14 protein-coding genes are annotated in these 15,445 nt (G+C 72.0%); 6 read left to right on the top strand and 8 right to left on the bottom strand.

Going from position 1 to position 15,445, the window contains the following annotated elements; all coding sequences use genetic code 11:
* Window positions 1-24: 24 nt before the first annotated feature.
* A complete protein-coding gene (locus tag AB0H53_RS19735) occupies window positions 25-999 on the top strand; it encodes a COX15/CtaA family protein (protein WP_362114597.1) in 975 nt (324 codons plus the stop codon).
* On the opposite strand, the gene AB0H53_RS19730 is transcribed toward AB0H53_RS19735, so the two are convergent.
* The 3 genes from AB0H53_RS19730 to AB0H53_RS19720 all read right to left on the bottom strand — a co-directional run bounded on the left by AB0H53_RS19730 (window position 986) and on the right by AB0H53_RS19720 (window position 3,538).
* Complete coding sequence (locus AB0H53_RS19730) at window positions 986-2,074, bottom strand: amidohydrolase family protein (RefSeq protein ID WP_362114594.1); 1,089 nt, start codon at window positions 2,072-2,074, stop codon at window positions 986-988. The two genes, AB0H53_RS19735 and AB0H53_RS19730, sit on opposite strands and share 14 nt — an antisense overlap.
* Before the next feature lie 78 nt (window positions 2,075-2,152).
* Window positions 2,153-2,524 carry a hypothetical protein gene (locus tag AB0H53_RS19725; protein ID WP_362114591.1) on the bottom strand — a complete coding sequence of 124 codons (372 nt, stop codon included), beginning with the start codon at window positions 2,522-2,524 and terminating at the stop codon, window positions 2,153-2,155.
* 96 nt (window positions 2,525-2,620) lie between these two features.
* Entirely contained in the window at window positions 2,621-3,538 is a 918-nt protein-coding gene (locus AB0H53_RS19720) for a heme o synthase (protein WP_362114588.1), read from the bottom strand.
* A 433-nt stretch (window positions 3,539-3,971) separates the two neighbouring features.
* Between AB0H53_RS19720 and tkt the strand changes: the two genes are divergently transcribed.
* From tkt to pgl, 5 genes are read left to right on the top strand one after another with little or no spacing between them, the layout of a single operon-like run.
* Window positions 3,972-6,059, top strand: coding sequence for a transketolase (gene tkt, locus AB0H53_RS19715; RefSeq protein ID WP_362114586.1), 2,088 nt, complete (start codon window positions 3,972-3,974; stop codon window positions 6,057-6,059).
* A 35-nt stretch (window positions 6,060-6,094) separates the two neighbouring features.
* On the top strand, window positions 6,095-7,213 hold the full coding sequence (gene tal, locus AB0H53_RS19710) for a transaldolase (protein ID WP_362114583.1): 1,119 nt from the start codon (window positions 6,095-6,097) through the stop codon (window positions 7,211-7,213).
* A 3-nt stretch (window positions 7,214-7,216) separates the two neighbouring features.
* Window positions 7,217-8,749, top strand: a complete 1,533-nt coding sequence (zwf, locus tag AB0H53_RS19705) for a glucose-6-phosphate dehydrogenase (protein WP_362114580.1) — start codon at window positions 7,217-7,219, stop codon at window positions 8,747-8,749.
* A complete protein-coding gene (opcA, locus tag AB0H53_RS19700) occupies window positions 8,746-9,855 on the top strand; it encodes a glucose-6-phosphate dehydrogenase assembly protein OpcA (RefSeq protein ID WP_362114577.1) in 1,110 nt (369 codons plus the stop codon). The genes zwf and opcA overlap by 4 nt, the downstream gene beginning before the upstream one ends.
* Window positions 9,852-10,658, top strand: a complete 807-nt coding sequence (pgl, locus tag AB0H53_RS19695) for a 6-phosphogluconolactonase (protein ID WP_362114574.1) — start codon at window positions 9,852-9,854, stop codon at window positions 10,656-10,658. The genes opcA and pgl overlap by 4 nt, the downstream gene beginning before the upstream one ends.
* Before the next feature lie 189 nt (window positions 10,659-10,847).
* On the opposite strand, the gene AB0H53_RS19690 is transcribed toward pgl, so the two are convergent.
* The 5 genes from AB0H53_RS19690 to secG form a co-directional block, all read right to left on the bottom strand.
* Window positions 10,848-12,374: a PH domain-containing protein gene (locus AB0H53_RS19690; protein ID WP_362114571.1), complete on the bottom strand. Its 1,527-nt coding sequence runs from the start codon at window positions 12,372-12,374 to the stop codon at window positions 10,848-10,850.
* Window positions 12,371-12,874: a PH domain-containing protein gene (locus AB0H53_RS19685; protein WP_362114568.1), complete on the bottom strand. Its 504-nt coding sequence runs from the start codon at window positions 12,872-12,874 to the stop codon at window positions 12,371-12,373. Before AB0H53_RS19685 ends, AB0H53_RS19690 begins: the two co-directional genes overlap by 4 nt.
* A 4-nt stretch (window positions 12,875-12,878) precedes the next feature.
* Window positions 12,879-14,540, bottom strand: coding sequence for a glucose-6-phosphate isomerase (pgi, locus tag AB0H53_RS19680; protein WP_362114565.1), 1,662 nt, complete (start codon window positions 14,538-14,540; stop codon window positions 12,879-12,881).
* Window positions 14,541-14,675: 135 nt separating this feature from the next.
* On the bottom strand, window positions 14,676-15,011 hold the full coding sequence (locus AB0H53_RS19675; protein WP_003957010.1) for an RNA polymerase-binding protein RbpA: 336 nt from the start codon (window positions 15,009-15,011) through the stop codon (window positions 14,676-14,678).
* 110 nt (window positions 15,012-15,121) lie between these two features.
* Window positions 15,122-15,352: a preprotein translocase subunit SecG gene (gene secG / locus AB0H53_RS19670; protein ID WP_362114562.1), complete on the bottom strand. Its 231-nt coding sequence runs from the start codon at window positions 15,350-15,352 to the stop codon at window positions 15,122-15,124.
* Window positions 15,353-15,445: the final 93 nt, after the last annotated feature.

The raw sequence follows: 15,445 nt of genomic DNA, 5'->3' as shown, positions 1-15,445 counted from the left end.
TCCGTGCACAAGCGCCCGCCTACCATGGAGCGCGTGTTGACCCCCCTCGCCCACATCGCCCGGCGCTGGACGCCCTCCCCCAGGACGCTCCGGCGCGCCGCGCTCTCCGCCGTCGTCATGACCGTCGTGATCATCGTGACCGGTGGCGCCGTCCGGCTGACAGGTTCCGGCCTCGGCTGCGACACCTGGCCCAAGTGCACGGACGACAGCCTGTTCACCACCTCCGAGCAGGGTGTCCACGGCGCGATCGAGTTCGGCAACCGGATGCTGACGTACGTGGTGTCCGCGGCGGTGGGCTGGGTGATCGTCGCGGCCCGTGCCGCCAAGCCGTGGCGGCGGCGGTTGAGCCGTCTGGGCTGGCTGCAGTTCTGGATCGTGGTGCTCAACGCGGTGATCGGCGGCATCACCGTGCGGCTGGAGCTCAACCCGTGGACGGTGGCCGTCCACTTCCTCGCCGCCAACGCCCTGCTCACGGTGACCGTGATCACCTGGGTACGCGCCGGTGAGGGCGACGGCCCGGCGCGCCCGCGGGTGCCGGGACCGGTGCGCAAGCTCGGCTGGACACTGGTGGTGGTGGCCGGACTGCTGGTGGCGGCCGGTACGACCGTGACGGGCTCCGGCAAGCACGCCGGCGACAGCAGCGACGTGCCGCGCATGCCGTTCGACTACACGTCCGTCGCCCAGGTCCACGCGCTCTTCGCGTGGGTGGTGTGCGCGCTCGCGCTGGCCATGTTCTTCGTGCTGCGGGTGGTGGACGCCCCCCGCGACACCCGGGCCCGCGCCCGGGACCTGCTGCTGGTACTGGTGGCCCAGGGCGGCATCGGTTACGTGCAGTTCTTCACCGGGGTCCCCGAGGTACTGGTGGGCCTGCACATGCTCGGCTCGGCGCTGATGTGGATCGCGGTGCTGCGCCTGGCACTGTCCCTGCGCGAGCGTCCGGCCGCCCGGGCCGCCGACGAGGCACCCGTCCGGCCGGACGGGGCGCTCACGACCGCCTGAGCCCGTAGACGCGCCGGGCGTTGCCCGAGGCGATCATGCCGGCGACCCGCTCCGCGTCCCGGCGCGACCAGGCCCCGTCGCCGGCCCAGTCGGCCAGCACCCGGCCCAGCCCCTCCCGGAAGACCCGGGCGCCGACCAGGTGCAGCTCGGGCAGCGTCCCCCCGCCGCTGGAGAACATCAGCTTCCCGAACGGCGCGAGCTCCAGGGTCTCGGCCAGTACGGCCGCCGCCCGCGCCCCGGTCCGCGCCAGGGCGTTACCCAGGAGGTCGGCGTACACATGCGGGTGGACGGCCGCCAGGTACGCGACCTGCCGGTGGTACGGGTAGCCGTGCAGGAGCACCAGGTCGGTGCCCAGTCCGGCGGTGGCCTCGGCGAAGGCGGCGAGCGGTACGGGGCCGGCCACGCCGACGTGGAGCTGGAGCGGCCGTCCCGAGGACACCGCGATCCACAGCAGGTGCCGCAGCAGCACCGGGTCGGTGAGTTCGTCGCCGGCCCGCCGCCCGGCCAGCCAGCGGCCCGCGGCGCCCCGCACCTCACCGGGCCCGGGCGGCTCGGGCGTCAGGGCCAGGGCGGGGCGCACCCCGGCGGCCGAGGCGAAGGCGACGGCGGAGCCGGCCGCTGCGTGGACCGCCTCGGCGAGGTTGGCGAGCAGGGCGTCCACGGTGCCGGAGGTGTCGGCGACCTGCTGGGCCAGCGGTTCCAGGCGGACGACCTCATGGGCCTCGGCCGCGCCGGCCGCGGCCATCTCCACCGGCCCGGTCAGGTCGCCGGGCAGCCCGGTGTCCACCAGATAGGTGTCGATCCCGGTGGCCCTCAGCAGCCGCCGGCCCGTCTCCAGGACGCCGAGCTCCCGTCTTCGGGCCAGGTAGTGGGCGGGCGGGCAGTGCGGCTCCAGACCGAGCAGCGGCGGGCACCAGCGCCGTACCGCGAACCCGGTCTGGGTGTCGAAGAAGGTGGTGCCGGGCGCGGGCGGCCCGGCGCCGGGGCCCAGGCGCGCCTCGAACGTGCCGAGACCCAGCTCGGTGCGGAGCACCCCGTGGCAGTACTGGTCCACCAGCGTCGGGGTGTCGATCATCACGAGGGCTCCCTGCGGGACGCGGTGGACGGCTGCTTCCACCGGTCCCAACGGGCGAACCCGGCGCGAGGTGTTGCCTCAGTCGGTCCGGTCGTTGGACGGGCCGCCGACCTGGATGCCGGCCATCCGGCTCCACTCGTACGGGCCGGTGCGCACCTTCGCCGCGAACTCGCCGTCGAAGTTCTCGTGCAGGGTGATCCCGGCCAGGTCGGCGGCGCGCCGCGCGACCTGGTGCGTGGGCGCGACGAGGTCGCCCCAGCCGCCGTCCTCGCCGACGAGGACGATCCGGGTGCCCATCTGCCCGAGGTGGGCGAGCTGCCCCTCGGCGCCGCCGTGCTCCCCGGCGAACGCCTGGATCTGCTTGGCGAGCCGGGCGGCCTTGCGCTCGGCGCGGGCGTCCTGCCCGGCGTCCTGCTCGCTGGTCTCAACGCTCTGTGCGGTCTCTGCCATGGAACAGGATGCTACTCGCGGGTAGATCGAACTGGCGACGGGCGGGCCACGTGGCCTTGACCACGTGGTCCGCCCGTCGGCGGGGCCGGGGGGCCGCTAGCGCAGGAAGGGGTCCACCGCCACGGCGACGAACAGCAGGGAGACATAGGTGATGGACCAGTGGAACAGCCGCATCTCCTTGAGCTTGCCGCCGGTCTCGCCCGCCTTGGCCCGGTTCTGCAGCCCGTGCGCCTCCCACAGCCACCAGCCGCCGGTCGCCAGCGCCACCGAGGTGTAGAACCAGCCGGTGTAGCCGAGCGGCGTCAGCAGCAGCGAGACGGCGACCATGACCCAGCTGTAGAGGACGATCTGGCGGGCCACGACCTTGTTGGAGGCGACGACCGGGAGCATGGGCACGCCCACCCGCGCGTAGTCCTCCTTCACCTTCATCGACAGCGGCCAGTAGTGCGGCGGAGTCCAGAAGAAGATGACGAGGAAGAGGATGACGGCGGCCCAGGACATCGAGTCGGTGACGGCGGACCAGCCGATCAGCACCGGCATGCAGCCCGCGATACCGCCCCAGACGATGTTCTGGGCGGTACGCCGCTTGAGGATCATCGTGTAGACGACGACGTAGAAGAGCAGCGCGCCCAGCGACAGCCAGGCGGACAGCCAGTTGACCAGCAGGCCGAACCAGAGCGTGGAGACCACGGCCAGGGTGAGGCCGAAGACCAGGCCCTCGCGGGGCGAGACCATCCCGGTGACCAGGGGCCGCTGCGAGGTGCGGTCCATCAGGGCGTCGATGTCGCGGTCGATGTACATGTTCAGCGCGTTCGCGCCGCCCGCGGAGAGGTAGCCGCCCAGGCAGGTGGCGAGCACCAGCCACAGGTCGGGGACGCCCTGTTCGGCGAGGAACATCACCGGGACCGTGGTGATCAGCAGCAGCTCGATGATCCGCGGCTTCGTCAGCGCCACGAAAGCCTTGACACGGGCCCCGAACGGCCGCTTGCCCGCGCTCGTCCCGAGCTCCCCCATAGCCCTTCGGGCCTGGGAGGTACCCACACCCGCCGGACGGGATTCGACGGCCGTCACGCACACCCCTGACAGAGACATCCCAGCGAGCCGCTCCGGACGGTGAGGGCCCGGTCGAGACTCGCGCGTACCACGCCACTGTAGACGTTGCCCATACCTCGTCCTCCGGTGGGGTGGGTCGTGTTGGACCGGGTGCGTGAAAGGGCGGATTGCCGCTCGATTGAGCTAAGGAAGAGGCGCGAATGAGCGGTCAGATGAGCGGCCCCGTATACACATGGTGAATGGGCGACGGCCCAGTCAGGAGGCGGACAGCGACCGCTGCCCGCACTCTGGAATGACTCGAAAAAATGCACGTTCCCACGGGGGTAGGCTCGACAACGGCCGGTGGGATCTACGTCACCGGTATTCGACATGTGGAGAGGAGCCCTGACTCAGGGTGAGCACCAAGCCGACCACCACAGACCTCGAGTGGACCGAATTGGACCAGCGGGCCGTTGACACCGTCCGTGTCCTGGCCGCGGACGCCGTACAGAAGGTCGGCAACGGCCATCCTGGTACGGCGATGAGCCTGGCCCCGGCCGCGTACACCCTCTTCCAGAAGGTGATGCGGCACGACCCGGCGGACGCCGACTGGACGGGCCGTGACCGCTTCGTGCTGTCCGCGGGCCACTCGTCCCTGACGCTGTACATCCAGCTCTACCTGGCCGGCTTCGGCCTGGAGCTGGACGACCTGAAGGCCTTCCGCACCTGGGGCTCGAAGACCCCGGGCCACCCGGAGTACGGCCACACGGTCGGCGTCGAGACGACGACCGGCCCGCTGGGCCAGGGTGTGGCCAACGCCGTGGGCATGGCGATGGCCGCCCGCTACGAGCGCGGCCTGTTCGACCCGGAGGCGGCGCCCGGCACCTCGCCGTTCGACCACTTCGTCTACTGCATCGCCGGTGACGGCTGCCTCCAGGAGGGCATCTCCGCGGAGGCGTCCTCGATGGCCGGGCACCAGAAGCTCGGCAACCTGGTGCTGCTGTGGGACGACAACCACATCTCGATCGAGGGCGACACCGAGACCGCCGTCTCCGAGGACGTCACCAAGCGGTACGAGGCGTACGGCTGGCACGTGCAGCGCGTGGAGCCCAAGGAGAACGGCGACCTCGACCCCGAGGCGCTCTTCGCGGCGATCCAGGCCGCCAAGGCCGAGACCGAGCGCCCCTCGTTCATCGCGATGCGCTCGATCATCGCCTGGCCCGCGCCCAACGCGCAGAACACCGAGGCCGCGCACGGCTCGGCGCTCGGCGACGAGGAGGTCGCGGCCACCAAGCGGGTCCTCGGCTTCGACCCGGAGCAGAGCTTCGAGGTCTCCGACGAGGTCATCGCGCACACCCGCGCCGCCCTCGACCGCGGCCGCGAGGCCCGCGCCGAGTGGGAGAAGAGCCTCCAGGAGTGGCGCGACGCCAACCCCGGGCGCGCCGCCGAGTTCGACCGCATCGCCGCGGGCGAGCTGCCGGCCGGCTGGGAGGAGAAGCTCCCGGTCTTCGAGTCCGGCAAGGCGATCGCCACCCGCGCCGCCTCCGGCAAGGTCCTCCAGGCGCTGGGCGGTGTGATCCCCGAGCTGTGGGGCGGCTCCGCCGACCTGGCCGGGTCCAACAACACCACCATCGACAAGACGTCGTCGTTCCTGCCCAAGGGCAACCCGCTGCCGGAGGCCGACCCGTACGGCCGCACCGTCCACTTCGGCATCCGCGAGCACTCCATGGCCGCGGAGATGAACGGCATCGCGCTGCACGGCAACACCCGCATCTACGGCGGCACCTTCCTGGTGTTCTCCGACTACATGCGCAACGCCGTCCGGCTGTCCGCCCTGATGCACCTGCCGGTGACGTACGTGTGGACGCACGACTCGATCGGTCTGGGCGAGGACGGCCCGACCCACCAGCCGGTGGAGCACCTGGCCTCGCTGCGCGCCATCCCGGGCCTGAACGTGGTCCGCCCGGCCGACGCCAACGAGACCGCCATCGCCTGGCGCGAGGTCCTGCGCCGCTGGACCAAGGAGTTCGGCAAGGGCGCCCCGCACGGTCTGGCGCTGACCCGCCAGGGCGTTCCGACGTACGAGCCCAACGAGGACACCGCGCGCGGTGGTTACGTGCTGGCCGAGGCCGAGGGCGGCGAGCCGCAGGTCGTGCTGATCGCCACCGGCTCCGAGGTGCACCTGGCCGTGGAGGCCCGCGAGCGGCTCCAGGCGGAGGGCGTGGCCACCCGGGTCGTCTCGATGCCGTGCGTCGAGTGGTTCGAGGAGCAGGACCAGGGGTACCGGGATGCCGTGCTGCCGCCGTCGGTGAAGGCGCGGGTCGCGGTCGAGGCCGGGATCGGCCTGACCTGGCACCGGTACGTGGGTGACGCGGGCCGCATCGTCTCGCTGGAGCACTTCGGTGCCTCGGCGGACGCCAAGGTGCTCTTCCGGGAGTACGGCTTCACGGCGGAGAACGTGGCCGCCGCCGCCCGGGAATCGCTCGAAGCCGCAGCGCGCTGACGCCGGTATCCGAACTAGTAGGAGATGCAATTCTCATGACAGACGCACTCAAGCGCCTCTCCGACGAAGGCGTCGCGATCTGGCTGGACGACCTGTCGCGCAAGCGGATCACCTCCGGCAACCTGGCCGAGCTGATCGACCAGCAGCACGTCGTGGGCGTCACCACCAACCCCTCGATCTTCCAGAAGGCCATCTCGCAGGGCGACGGCTACGACCAGCAGCTGTCGGACCTGGCGGCCCGTGAGGTGACCGTCGAGGAAGCCATCCGCATGATCACGACGGCGGACGTCCGCGACGCCGCCGACATCCTGCGCCCGGTCCACGACGCGACCCAGGGCCAGGACGGCCGGGTCTCCATCGAGGTCGACCCGCGCCTGGCGCACCACACCAGGGCGACGGTCGCCGAGGCCAAGCAGCTCGCGTGGCTGGTGGACCGGCCGAACACGCTCATCAAGATCCCGGCCACCGAGGCGGGCCTGCCGGCGATCACCGAGGTCATCGGCCTCGGCATCAGCGTCAACGTCACGCTGATCTTCTCGCTGGAGCGCTACCGCAAGGTCATGGACGCCTACCTGGCCGGCCTGGAGAAGGCCAAGGAGCGCGGCCTGGACCTGTCGAAGATCCACTCCGTGGCGTCCTTCTTCGTGTCCCGGGTGGACACCGAGATCGACAAGCGGCTGGACTCGCTGGGCACCGACGAGGCCAAGGCGCTGCGCGGCAAGGCGGCCCTCGCCAACGCGCGGCTGGCGTTCCAGGCGTACGAGGAGGTCTTCTCCTCCGACCGCTGGGCGGCGCTGGACAAGGCGCAGGCCAACCGGCAGCGTCCGCTGTGGGCTTCGACCGGTGTGAAGGACCCGGCGTACAAGGACACCCTGTACGTCGACGACCTCGTCGCCCCGGGCACGGTGAACACCATGCCGGAGGCCACCCTGGAGGCCACCGCCGACCACGGCGACATCCGGGGCAACACCATCGCCGGCACCTACGAGCAGGCCCGTGCCGACCTGGACGCCTTGGAGAGGCTGGGCATCTCCTACGACGAGGTGGTCCGGCTCCTCGAGGACGAGGGCGTCGACAAGTTCGAGGCGTCCTGGAACGACCTGCTCAAGTCGACCGAGGCGGAGCTCAAGCGCCTCGCCCCTTCGGAGGCGTAAACCTTGAACGCAGTTCATGGAGCGAATCCGCTCCGTGACGCCGCTGACCGACGGCTCCCGCGCATCGCGGGGCCGTCGGGTCTGGTGATCTTCGGCGTCACGGGCGATTTGTCCCGTAAAAAGCTGATGCCTGCTGTCTACGACCTGGCCAACCGCGGTCTGCTGCCGCCGGGCTTCTCGCTGATCGGCTTCGCCCGTCGCGAGTGGCACGACGAGGACTTCGCCGACGAGGTCTACCAGGCGGTCAAGCAGCACGCCCGTACGCCGTTCCGGGAGGAGGTCTGGCAGCAGCTGAGCCAGGGCATGCGCTTCGTCCAGGGCAACTTCGACGACGACGAGGCGTTCGAGACCCTGAAGAAGACGATGGAGGAGCTCGACCAGGCCCAGGGCACCGGTGGCAACTTCGCCTTCTACCTCTCCGTACCGCCCAAGTTCTTCCCCGTGGTGGTCCAGCAGCTGAAGAAGCACCAGCTCGCCGAACAGGCGGGCGGTTCCTGGCGGCGCGCGGTCATCGAGAAGCCCTTCGGTCACGACCTGGCCTCCGCCAAGGAGCTCAACGAGATCGTCCACGAGGTCTTCGCGCCCGACCAGGTCTTCCGGATCGACCACTACCTGGGCAAGGAGACCGTCCAGAACATCCTGGCGCTGCGCTTCGCCAACACCCTCTTCGAGCCGATCTGGAACCGGTCCTACGTCGACCACGTCCAGATCACCATGGCCGAGGACATCGGCATCGGCGGCCGTGCCGGGTACTACGACGGCATCGGCGCCGCGCGTGACGTCATCCAGAACCACCTGCTCCAGCTGCTCGCGCTGACCGCGATGGAGGAACCCGCCTCCTTCGACGCCGACGCGCTGGCCGCCGAGAAGACCAAGGTGCTGGGCGCGGTACGGCTGCCCAAGGACCTGGGCAGGTCCACGGTGCGCGGCCAGTACGCGGCCGGGTGGCAGGGCGGCGCCAAGGCCGTCGGCTACCTGGAGGAAGAGGGCATCGACCCCCGGTCGAAGACCGACACCTACGCCGCGATCAAGCTGGCGATCGACAACCGCCGCTGGGCGGGCGTCCCCTTCTACCTGCGGACCGGCAAGCGCCTGGGCCGCCGCGTCACCGAGATCGCGGTCGTCTTCCAGCGCGCCCCGCACTCCCCCTTCGACCACACGGCGACGGAGGAGCTGGGCCACAACGCCCTGGTCATCCGCGTCCAGCCGGACGAGGGCGTGACCATGCGGTTCGGCTCCAAGGTGCCGGGCACCTCGATGGAGGTGCGGGACGTCTCCATGGACTTCGCGTACGGCGAGTCCTTCACGGAGTCCAGCCCGGAGGCGTACGAGCGGCTCATCCTCGACGTCCTGCTCGGTGACTCCAACCTCTTCCCGCGCACCGAGGAGGTCGAGCTGTCCTGGAAGATCCTCGACCCGATCGAGCAGTACTGGGACCGGCACGGCAAGCCCGCGCAGTACCAGTCCGGGACCTGGGGTCCGGTCGAGGCGGACGAAATGCTCGCACGAGACGGACGGAGCTGGCGCCGGCCATGAAGATCGACCTTACGGACACCACGTCGAGCAAGATCAACAAGGCGCTGGTGCAGGGACGGCGGGCCATCGGAACGCCGGCCGTCGGCATGGTGCTCACCCTGGTCATCGTCACCGACGAGGAGAACGCCTACGACGCCCTCAAGGCCGCCAACGAGGCGTCCCGCGAGCACCCCTCGCGCAAGCTCGTCGTCATCAAGCGCGTCTCGCGCTCCCCCCGGGACCGTGCCCAGGCGCGCCTGGACGCCGAGGTCCGGGTGGGTATCGACGCGGGCACCGGCGAGACGGTGGTGCTGCGGCTGTACGGCGAGGTCATCGACCACGCCCAGTCGGTGGTCCTGCCGCTGCTGCTGCCGGACGCCCCCGTGGTGGTCTGGTGGCCGGTGAACGCCCCGCTGGACCCGGCCAAGGACCCGCTGGGCGCGCTGGCCCAGCGCCGGGTCACCGACACGTACAACGCGGAGCACCCGGTCAAGGAGCTGACCGCGCGCGCCGAGGCGTACACCCCGGGTGACACGGACCTGTCCTGGACCCGGATCACCCCTTGGCGCTCGATGCTGGCGGCGGCTCTGGACCAGGTCGCCTGCGAGGTCAACGCGGCCGAGGTGGAGGGCGAGGAGTTCAACCCCAGCGTGGAGCTGCTGGCCATGTGGCTGGCCGACCGGCTGAAGATCCCGGTGAAGCGCTCGCAGTCGCAGGGGCCCGGGCTGACCGCCGTACGGCTGGAGACGGACGCCGGTCCCATCGTCCTGGACCGCGCGGACGGTTCTCTGGCCACCCTCTCCATCGAGGGCCAGCCGGACCGCGCGGTGGCGCTCAAGCGCCGCGAGACCTCCGAGCTGATCGCCGAGGAGCTACGCCGGCTGGACCCGGACGACACCTACGCTTCCGCGCTGCGCTACGGGGTCGACCGGCTGGGCGAGCAGGCCCGCGAGGGCTCCGGCGGGGCCGGCGGCGAGACGGCCGGGACCACCGGGACCACCGGGGACAACACCGGGGCGGGCCCGTCGGCCGGTGAGGGCGCCGGCGAAGGCGCGCCGGCCGGGGGCAAGGCCGCCCCGGGCGCGAAGAAAGCGTCGGCCGCGGCCAGGAAGGCGGCCACCAAGTGAGCGTCGCGCCGCGGCTCGTGGTGCACCGCGACAAGGAGCTGATGGCGCAGGCCGCGGCGGCCCGGCTGATCACGGCCGTCGTGGACGCCCAGGCCGCCCGGGGCTCCGCCTCGGTGGTCCTCACCGGCGGCCGCAACGGCAACGGCCTGCTCGCGGCGCTCGGTTCGGCTCCGGCCCGGGACGCGGTCGACTGGTCGCGCCTGGACCTGTGGTGGGGCGACGAGCGGTTCCTGCCGGACGGCGACCCGGACCGCAACGACACCCAGGCCCGCGCGGCGCTGCTCGACAGCGTCCCGCTCGACCCGGCGCGGGTGCATCCGATGCCGGCCGCGGGCGGGGCGCACGGCACGGACGTGGACGCCGCGGCCGCGGCGTACGCGGAGGAACTGGCCGGGGCGGCCCGGCGCGAGCACGGCGGGCCGGGCACGGCGGGCGATGTCCTGGTGCCCGCGTTCGACGTCCTGCTGCTGGGCGTCGGGCCGGACACGCATGTCGCCTCCCTCTTCCCGGAGTCGCCGGCGGTACGGGAGACCGGGCGCGCGGTCGTCGGCGTGCGCGGTGCGCCCAAGCCGCCGCCGACCAGGATCTCCCTGACGCTCCCGGCCATCCGGGCGGCGCGTGAGGTGTGGCTGCTGGCGGCGGGCGAGGACAAGGCGGAGGCGGCGGCGGTCGCCCTGTCGGGCGCGGACGAGGTACGGGCCCCCGCGGCCGGTGCCCACGGCCGCTCCCGGACGCTGTGGCTGCTGGACGAGGCGGCCGCCTCCCGGCTGCCGCGCGGCCCGCGCCGGCCCGACACGGCCTGAGCGTCCGTCGGCCCACCTGGGCCGGGGCCCGGTTCCGCCGACAGGGCGGACCGGGCCCTTCGCCGTCCGGGCGGGCCGCTCGGCCGGCCGCGGGCCGGGCGGCGACCAGGACCGGCCGTGCCCGCTCGGGCCGGCGGTGTCCATCCGCGCAAGGCGCCTGGGCCGGCTTACGGGCGCGCGGGCCGGGGCTCACGCGTCGCCCGGCTCGCTTCGTTCCAGGAACGGCTCCAGCAGGCCGGGGACGGCCGCGGCCGCGAACCCCAGCCCTTCGCTCTGTCCGGCGTCGTACACGTGATACGCCCCGGAGCCGGCCGCCGTCGTCGCGGTCAGCGTGAGCAGTCCGGCACGGCGCTGGAAGTACGACTGCCGCACCGTCCAGCCGATGACCCCGGGCCGCTGGAGGGCGGCCGTGGTGCGCCGCACCGTGCCGGAGCGGGTCACCAGGTAGCCGCCGGTGATGCCGTGCCCCAGGGCGCGGTACGCGTCGAGAGCCAGGACCACCGCGAGCGGCACCAGTACCAGCGCGCAGACCCCGGCGACGTACAGCAGGACGTCGGTGAGTACGGCCCCGAGGACGGCGAGGGCCACCACCGGCACCAGCGCGGCCGTCAGGGACCAGCGCAGGCGCCGGGCACGGGCCGCGCGCGGGTGGCCGGTGAGCGGCGCGCCGGTGGGCGCGGCGCTCTCGCGCAGGACCCGAGCCGCCACCTCGTCGGCCAGCGCTCGGGGCACCGCCGGCAGCAGCGTCCTGTGGTCGCCGTGCCGGTCGTCCTTCCCGGCGGTGATGCCGGTGGCGATCGCGTCGACCCGGGCGGCGCGGCACGTCCGGACGCCGAGCGGCTCGACAAGCTCCACCCCGCGCAGCCGCCGCTCCTCGACGGACAGGGAGCGGGAGGTGAGCAGGCCCCGCCGGACCCGGAGCGTGCCGCCGGGCTCGCGTTCCAGCCGGTAGTTCCACCACATCTCGACCCACAGGCCGAGGGAGCCGACGACGCCCGCGAGGAGGGCGGCGGCGGCGAGTGCCACCACGGTCCACACCAGTGGCGTGTCCGCGAACCGGTCGCCCATCCAGTCGATGACCTGGCGCTGGGCACCGAACCAGTCGCTGACCTGCATCACGGAGCCCGCCGCCGCGCCGCCCAGCAGGGGGGCGACGAAGGAGAGCGGGGCGTACCGGATCCAGCCGGGGTCGAGAGCGGCCAGTTCCCCGTCCGGGTGGCTTCCGGGCCCGGGGTCCCGGGCGCGGTCGAGCAGTTCACGCCGCAGCCGCTCGCCCTCGGCCCGGGTGACCGGGTCCAGCTCCAGCGTGGACTCGCCGCCGCCGGTGTGCTCACCGGTGCCGATGCGGACCTTCACCAGCCCGAGGAGGCGCAGCAGCGGATGCGCCGTCAGATCGACGCTGCGGATCCGCTCACGGGCCAGCGAACGGCGCTTCACCAGGAACAGCCCGGTGTGCAGCTCGGCCCGGTCGGCTCCGAGGCGGTACCGGGTGCGGCGCCAGCGTACGTAGTCGGCGCCCACCGCCCCGGCGACGAGCAGCACCGCTCCGGCGAGCACCAGGCCGAGCGCCCGGGGGGCGGGCAACGCGCCGGCCAGTCCGAGGAAGACCGGCACCGAGCCGCCGGCCGCCACCCCGGCCATGGCCAGGGCGGTGACCAGCAGGGTGCGCCGGTCGAGCCGGAGCCAGCCGTCCCGGTGCCCGCCGGGCCCGGTCATGTCGCGTCCCCGGGTGTGGCCCGGGTGATGCGGGTCAGCCGCTCGGCGAGTTCGGCGGCCAGCTCGTGGTCGAGGCCCTCGATCCTGACGGCGCCCTTGGCGGAGGCGGTGGTGACGGTGACCGTGGCGAGCCGGAACGCCTGCTCCAGCGGGCCGCGCACGGTGTCCACGGTCTGGATCCGGGACATCGGCGCGATCCGCCACTCCTGCCGGAGGTAGCCGGTGCGGACGTAGACGGCGTCGTCCGTGACCTCCCACCGGTGGACCGTGTACCACCAGCGGGGGAGGAACGCGGCGCAGACCGCCCCGAGCACCGCCAGGACCGCCGCCGGGACCAGCAGCCAGGTCCTGGCGGGCTGGATGACCGCCGCCAGCACGGCCAGGACCGCCACCGGCACGGCGGTCAGCAGCAGCCACTGGGTGCGCCACCAGGCGACGACCCGCTCGTTCAGCGTGTGACGCGGCGGTCGCAGCCGTACCGCGCTCTCCCCCGTGGTCATCGGTTCAGCGACCTCGCAGCGCGCGGTAGCGGTCGGCGAGCGCGGCGGTCGAACTGTCCAGCCGCTCGCCGGTCCCCCCGCCGGTGAGCACCGGTTCGATCCGCTTGGCCAGCACCTTGCCGAGCTCGACGCCCCACTGGTCGAAGGAGTCGATGTTCCAGATCGCGCCCTGGACGAAGACCTTGTGCTCGTACAGCGCGATGAGCTGCCCCAGTACGGACGGGGTCAGTTCGTCGGCCAGCACGGTGGTGGTGGGGTGGTTGCCGCGGAAGGTCTTGTGCGGCACCAGCTCCTCCGGGACGCCCTCGGCCCGTACCTCGTCGGGCGTCTTGCCGAAGGCCAGCGCCTGGGTCTGGGCGAAGAAGTTGGCCATCAGCAGGTCGTGCTGCGCGACCAGGCCGGGCCGCAGGTCCTCGACCGGCTTGGCGAAGCCGATGAAGTCGGCCGGGACGACCTTGGTGCCCTGGTGGATCAGCTGGTAGTAGGCGTGCTGCCCGTTGGTGCCGGGGGTGCCCCACACGACCGGTCCGGTCTGCCAGTCCACCGGCCTGCCGTCGCGGTCGACGGACTTGCCGTTGGACTCCATGTCGAGCTGCTGGAGGTACGCCGTGAACTTCGACAGGTAGTGGCTGTAGGGCAGCACGGCGTGGGACTGCGCGTCGAAGAACGCGCCGTACCAGACACCCAGCAGACCCAGCAGCAGCGGCGCGTTCTCCTCGGGCGGCGCGGTGCGGAAGTGCTCGTCGACCAGGCGGAAGCCGTCGAGCATCTCCCGGAAGCGGTCGGGTCCGACGGCGATCATCAGGGAGAGGCCGATGGCGGAGTCGAACGAGTACCGGCCGCCGACCCAGTCCCAGAACTCGAACATGTTGGCGGTGTCGATGCCGAAGTCCTCGACCTTCCCGGCATTGGTCGACAGCGCCACGAAGTGCTTGGCGACGGCCTCCTGACCGGCATTCAGCCCGGTGAGCAGCCAGTCGCGCGCGGAGGTGGCGTTGGTGATCGTCTCGATGGTGGTGAAGGTCTTGGAGGCGATGACGAACAGCGTCTCGGCCGCGTCCAGGTCGCGGATCGCCTCGTGCAGGTCGGCCCCGTCGACGTTGGAGACGAACCGGAAGGTCAGGTCGCGCCGGGTGTAGGAGCGCAGCGCCTCGTACGCCATGGCCGGGCCCAGGTCCGAACCGCCGATGCCGATGTTCACCACGTTCTTGATCGGCCTGCCGGTGTGGCCGGTCCACTCGCCGGAGCGGATCCGCTCCGCGAAGGCGGCCATCCGGTCGAGCACCGCGTGCACCGCGGGGACCACGTTCTCGCCGTCGACCTCGATCACCGCGTCGCGCGGGGCGCGCAGCGCGGTGTGGAGGACGGCCCGGTCCTCGGTGGTGTTGATCCTCTCGCCGCGGAACATCGCGTCCCGCAGTCCGACCACCCCGGTGGCCGCGGCGAGCTCGCGCAGCAGCCCCAGCGTCTCGTCGGTCACCAGGTGCTTGGAGTAGTCCAGATACAGGTCACCGACGCGCAGGGTGTACGCGGCGCCCCGCCCGGGGTCGGCGTCGAACAGCTCCCGCAGGTGGGTGTCGCCCAGTCGCTCACGGTGCTCGCCGAGCGCGGTCCACTCGGGCATCCGATTGAGCCTGGTACGGCTTTCTGCTTTCTTCTCGGACATCAGCCCACTTCTCCTCGTACCTGCCTGCTTGCCCCGCTGCCCCTCCAACCTAATTGATCAGCCGGGCGAACGGCGCGCCCCCCGCGCATGACGAGGGGCCCTGCCCGCACAAGGCGGGCAGGGCCCCTCAACTGATCAGATCTCGCCGCGGAGTTTCGCGAGCGCCTCGGCCAGGATCGCCTCACCGTCCGCGTCGCTGCGCCGCTCCCGCACATACGCCAGATGCGTCTTGTACGGCTCGGTGCGCGGCGGGTCCGGCGGGTTGTCCCGGTCCTGGCCTGCCGGGAAACCGCACCGCGGACAGTCCCAGGTGTCCGGCACCTGCGCGTCACTGGCGAAGCTCGGCTGCGTCTCGTGCCCGTTGGAGCACCAGAAGGAGATGCGGAGACGCGGCGCGGATTCGCCCCGCTCGGCCTCCCCCATCGGCCCCGCTCCGACCCGGCTTCCCCGGATCGCGTTGCCACTTGCCACGGTCGTAACTCCCTGCGTGATGGTGCTCGAAGATGCCCCAGTCTACGTAAGGCCCAACGCGCGTCCAGTGATTGGAGTTACACCCCTTCCCGAGACGCGGAACCGATGGCTCAGCCGTCCAGCTTCACCAGCAGCGCGAGAACGACAATGCAGGCGAACCACAGCAGACCGACCACCACGGTGATCCGGTCCAGGTTGCGCTCGGCGACGGACGAGCCACCGACGGACGACTGCATACCGCCGCCGAACATGTCGGAGAGACCGCCGCCCTTCCCCTTGTGCATCAGCACCAGCAGCATCAGCAGCGCGCTGAAGACGAGCAGGGCGATCGAGAACCCCATAACCACGGCTGGTCCCTCTTCCTGGCAAATCTCTCGGACTTCTACGGACGGCGGGGGCCGGCGGCTCTTCACGAGCCTGCCCGGCCCCCGCAA

The organism is Streptomyces sp. NPDC050856 (assembly GCF_040653855.1).
Classification (GTDB): domain Bacteria; phylum Actinomycetota; class Actinomycetes; order Streptomycetales; family Streptomycetaceae; genus Streptomyces.
Note: the sequence above shows the minus strand (reverse complement) of the source record. Positions and strands in the feature narration are given on the sequence as shown.

What these genes read in the sequence shown, in the direction of transcription:
- AB0H53_RS19735 (WP_362114597.1), top strand. Translation starts at nt 25, where the DNA reads ATGGAGCGCGTGTTGACCCCCCTCGCCCACATCGCCCGGCGCTGGACG.
- AB0H53_RS19730 (WP_362114594.1), bottom strand. Translation starts at nt 2,074, where the DNA reads ATGATCGACACCCCGACGCTGGTGGACCAGTACTGCCACGGGGTGCTC.
- AB0H53_RS19725 (WP_362114591.1), bottom strand. Translation starts at nt 2,524, where the DNA reads ATGGCAGAGACCGCACAGAGCGTTGAGACCAGCGAGCAGGACGCCGGG.
- AB0H53_RS19720 (WP_362114588.1), bottom strand. Translation starts at nt 3,538, where the DNA reads ATGGGGGAGCTCGGGACGAGCGCGGGCAAGCGGCCGTTCGGGGCCCGT.
- tal (WP_362114583.1), top strand. Translation starts at nt 6,095, where the DNA reads ATGACAGACGCACTCAAGCGCCTCTCCGACGAAGGCGTCGCGATCTGG.
- opcA (WP_362114577.1), top strand. Translation starts at nt 8,746, where the DNA reads ATGAAGATCGACCTTACGGACACCACGTCGAGCAAGATCAACAAGGCG.
- AB0H53_RS19690 (WP_362114571.1), bottom strand. Translation starts at nt 12,374, where the DNA reads ATGACCGGGCCCGGCGGGCACCGGGACGGCTGGCTCCGGCTCGACCGG.
- AB0H53_RS19685 (WP_362114568.1), bottom strand. Translation starts at nt 12,874, where the DNA reads ATGACCACGGGGGAGAGCGCGGTACGGCTGCGACCGCCGCGTCACACG.
- pgi (WP_362114565.1), bottom strand. Translation starts at nt 14,540, where the DNA reads ATGTCCGAGAAGAAAGCAGAAAGCCGTACCAGGCTCAATCGGATGCCC.
- secG (WP_362114562.1), bottom strand. Translation starts at nt 15,352, where the DNA reads ATGGGGTTCTCGATCGCCCTGCTCGTCTTCAGCGCGCTGCTGATGCTG.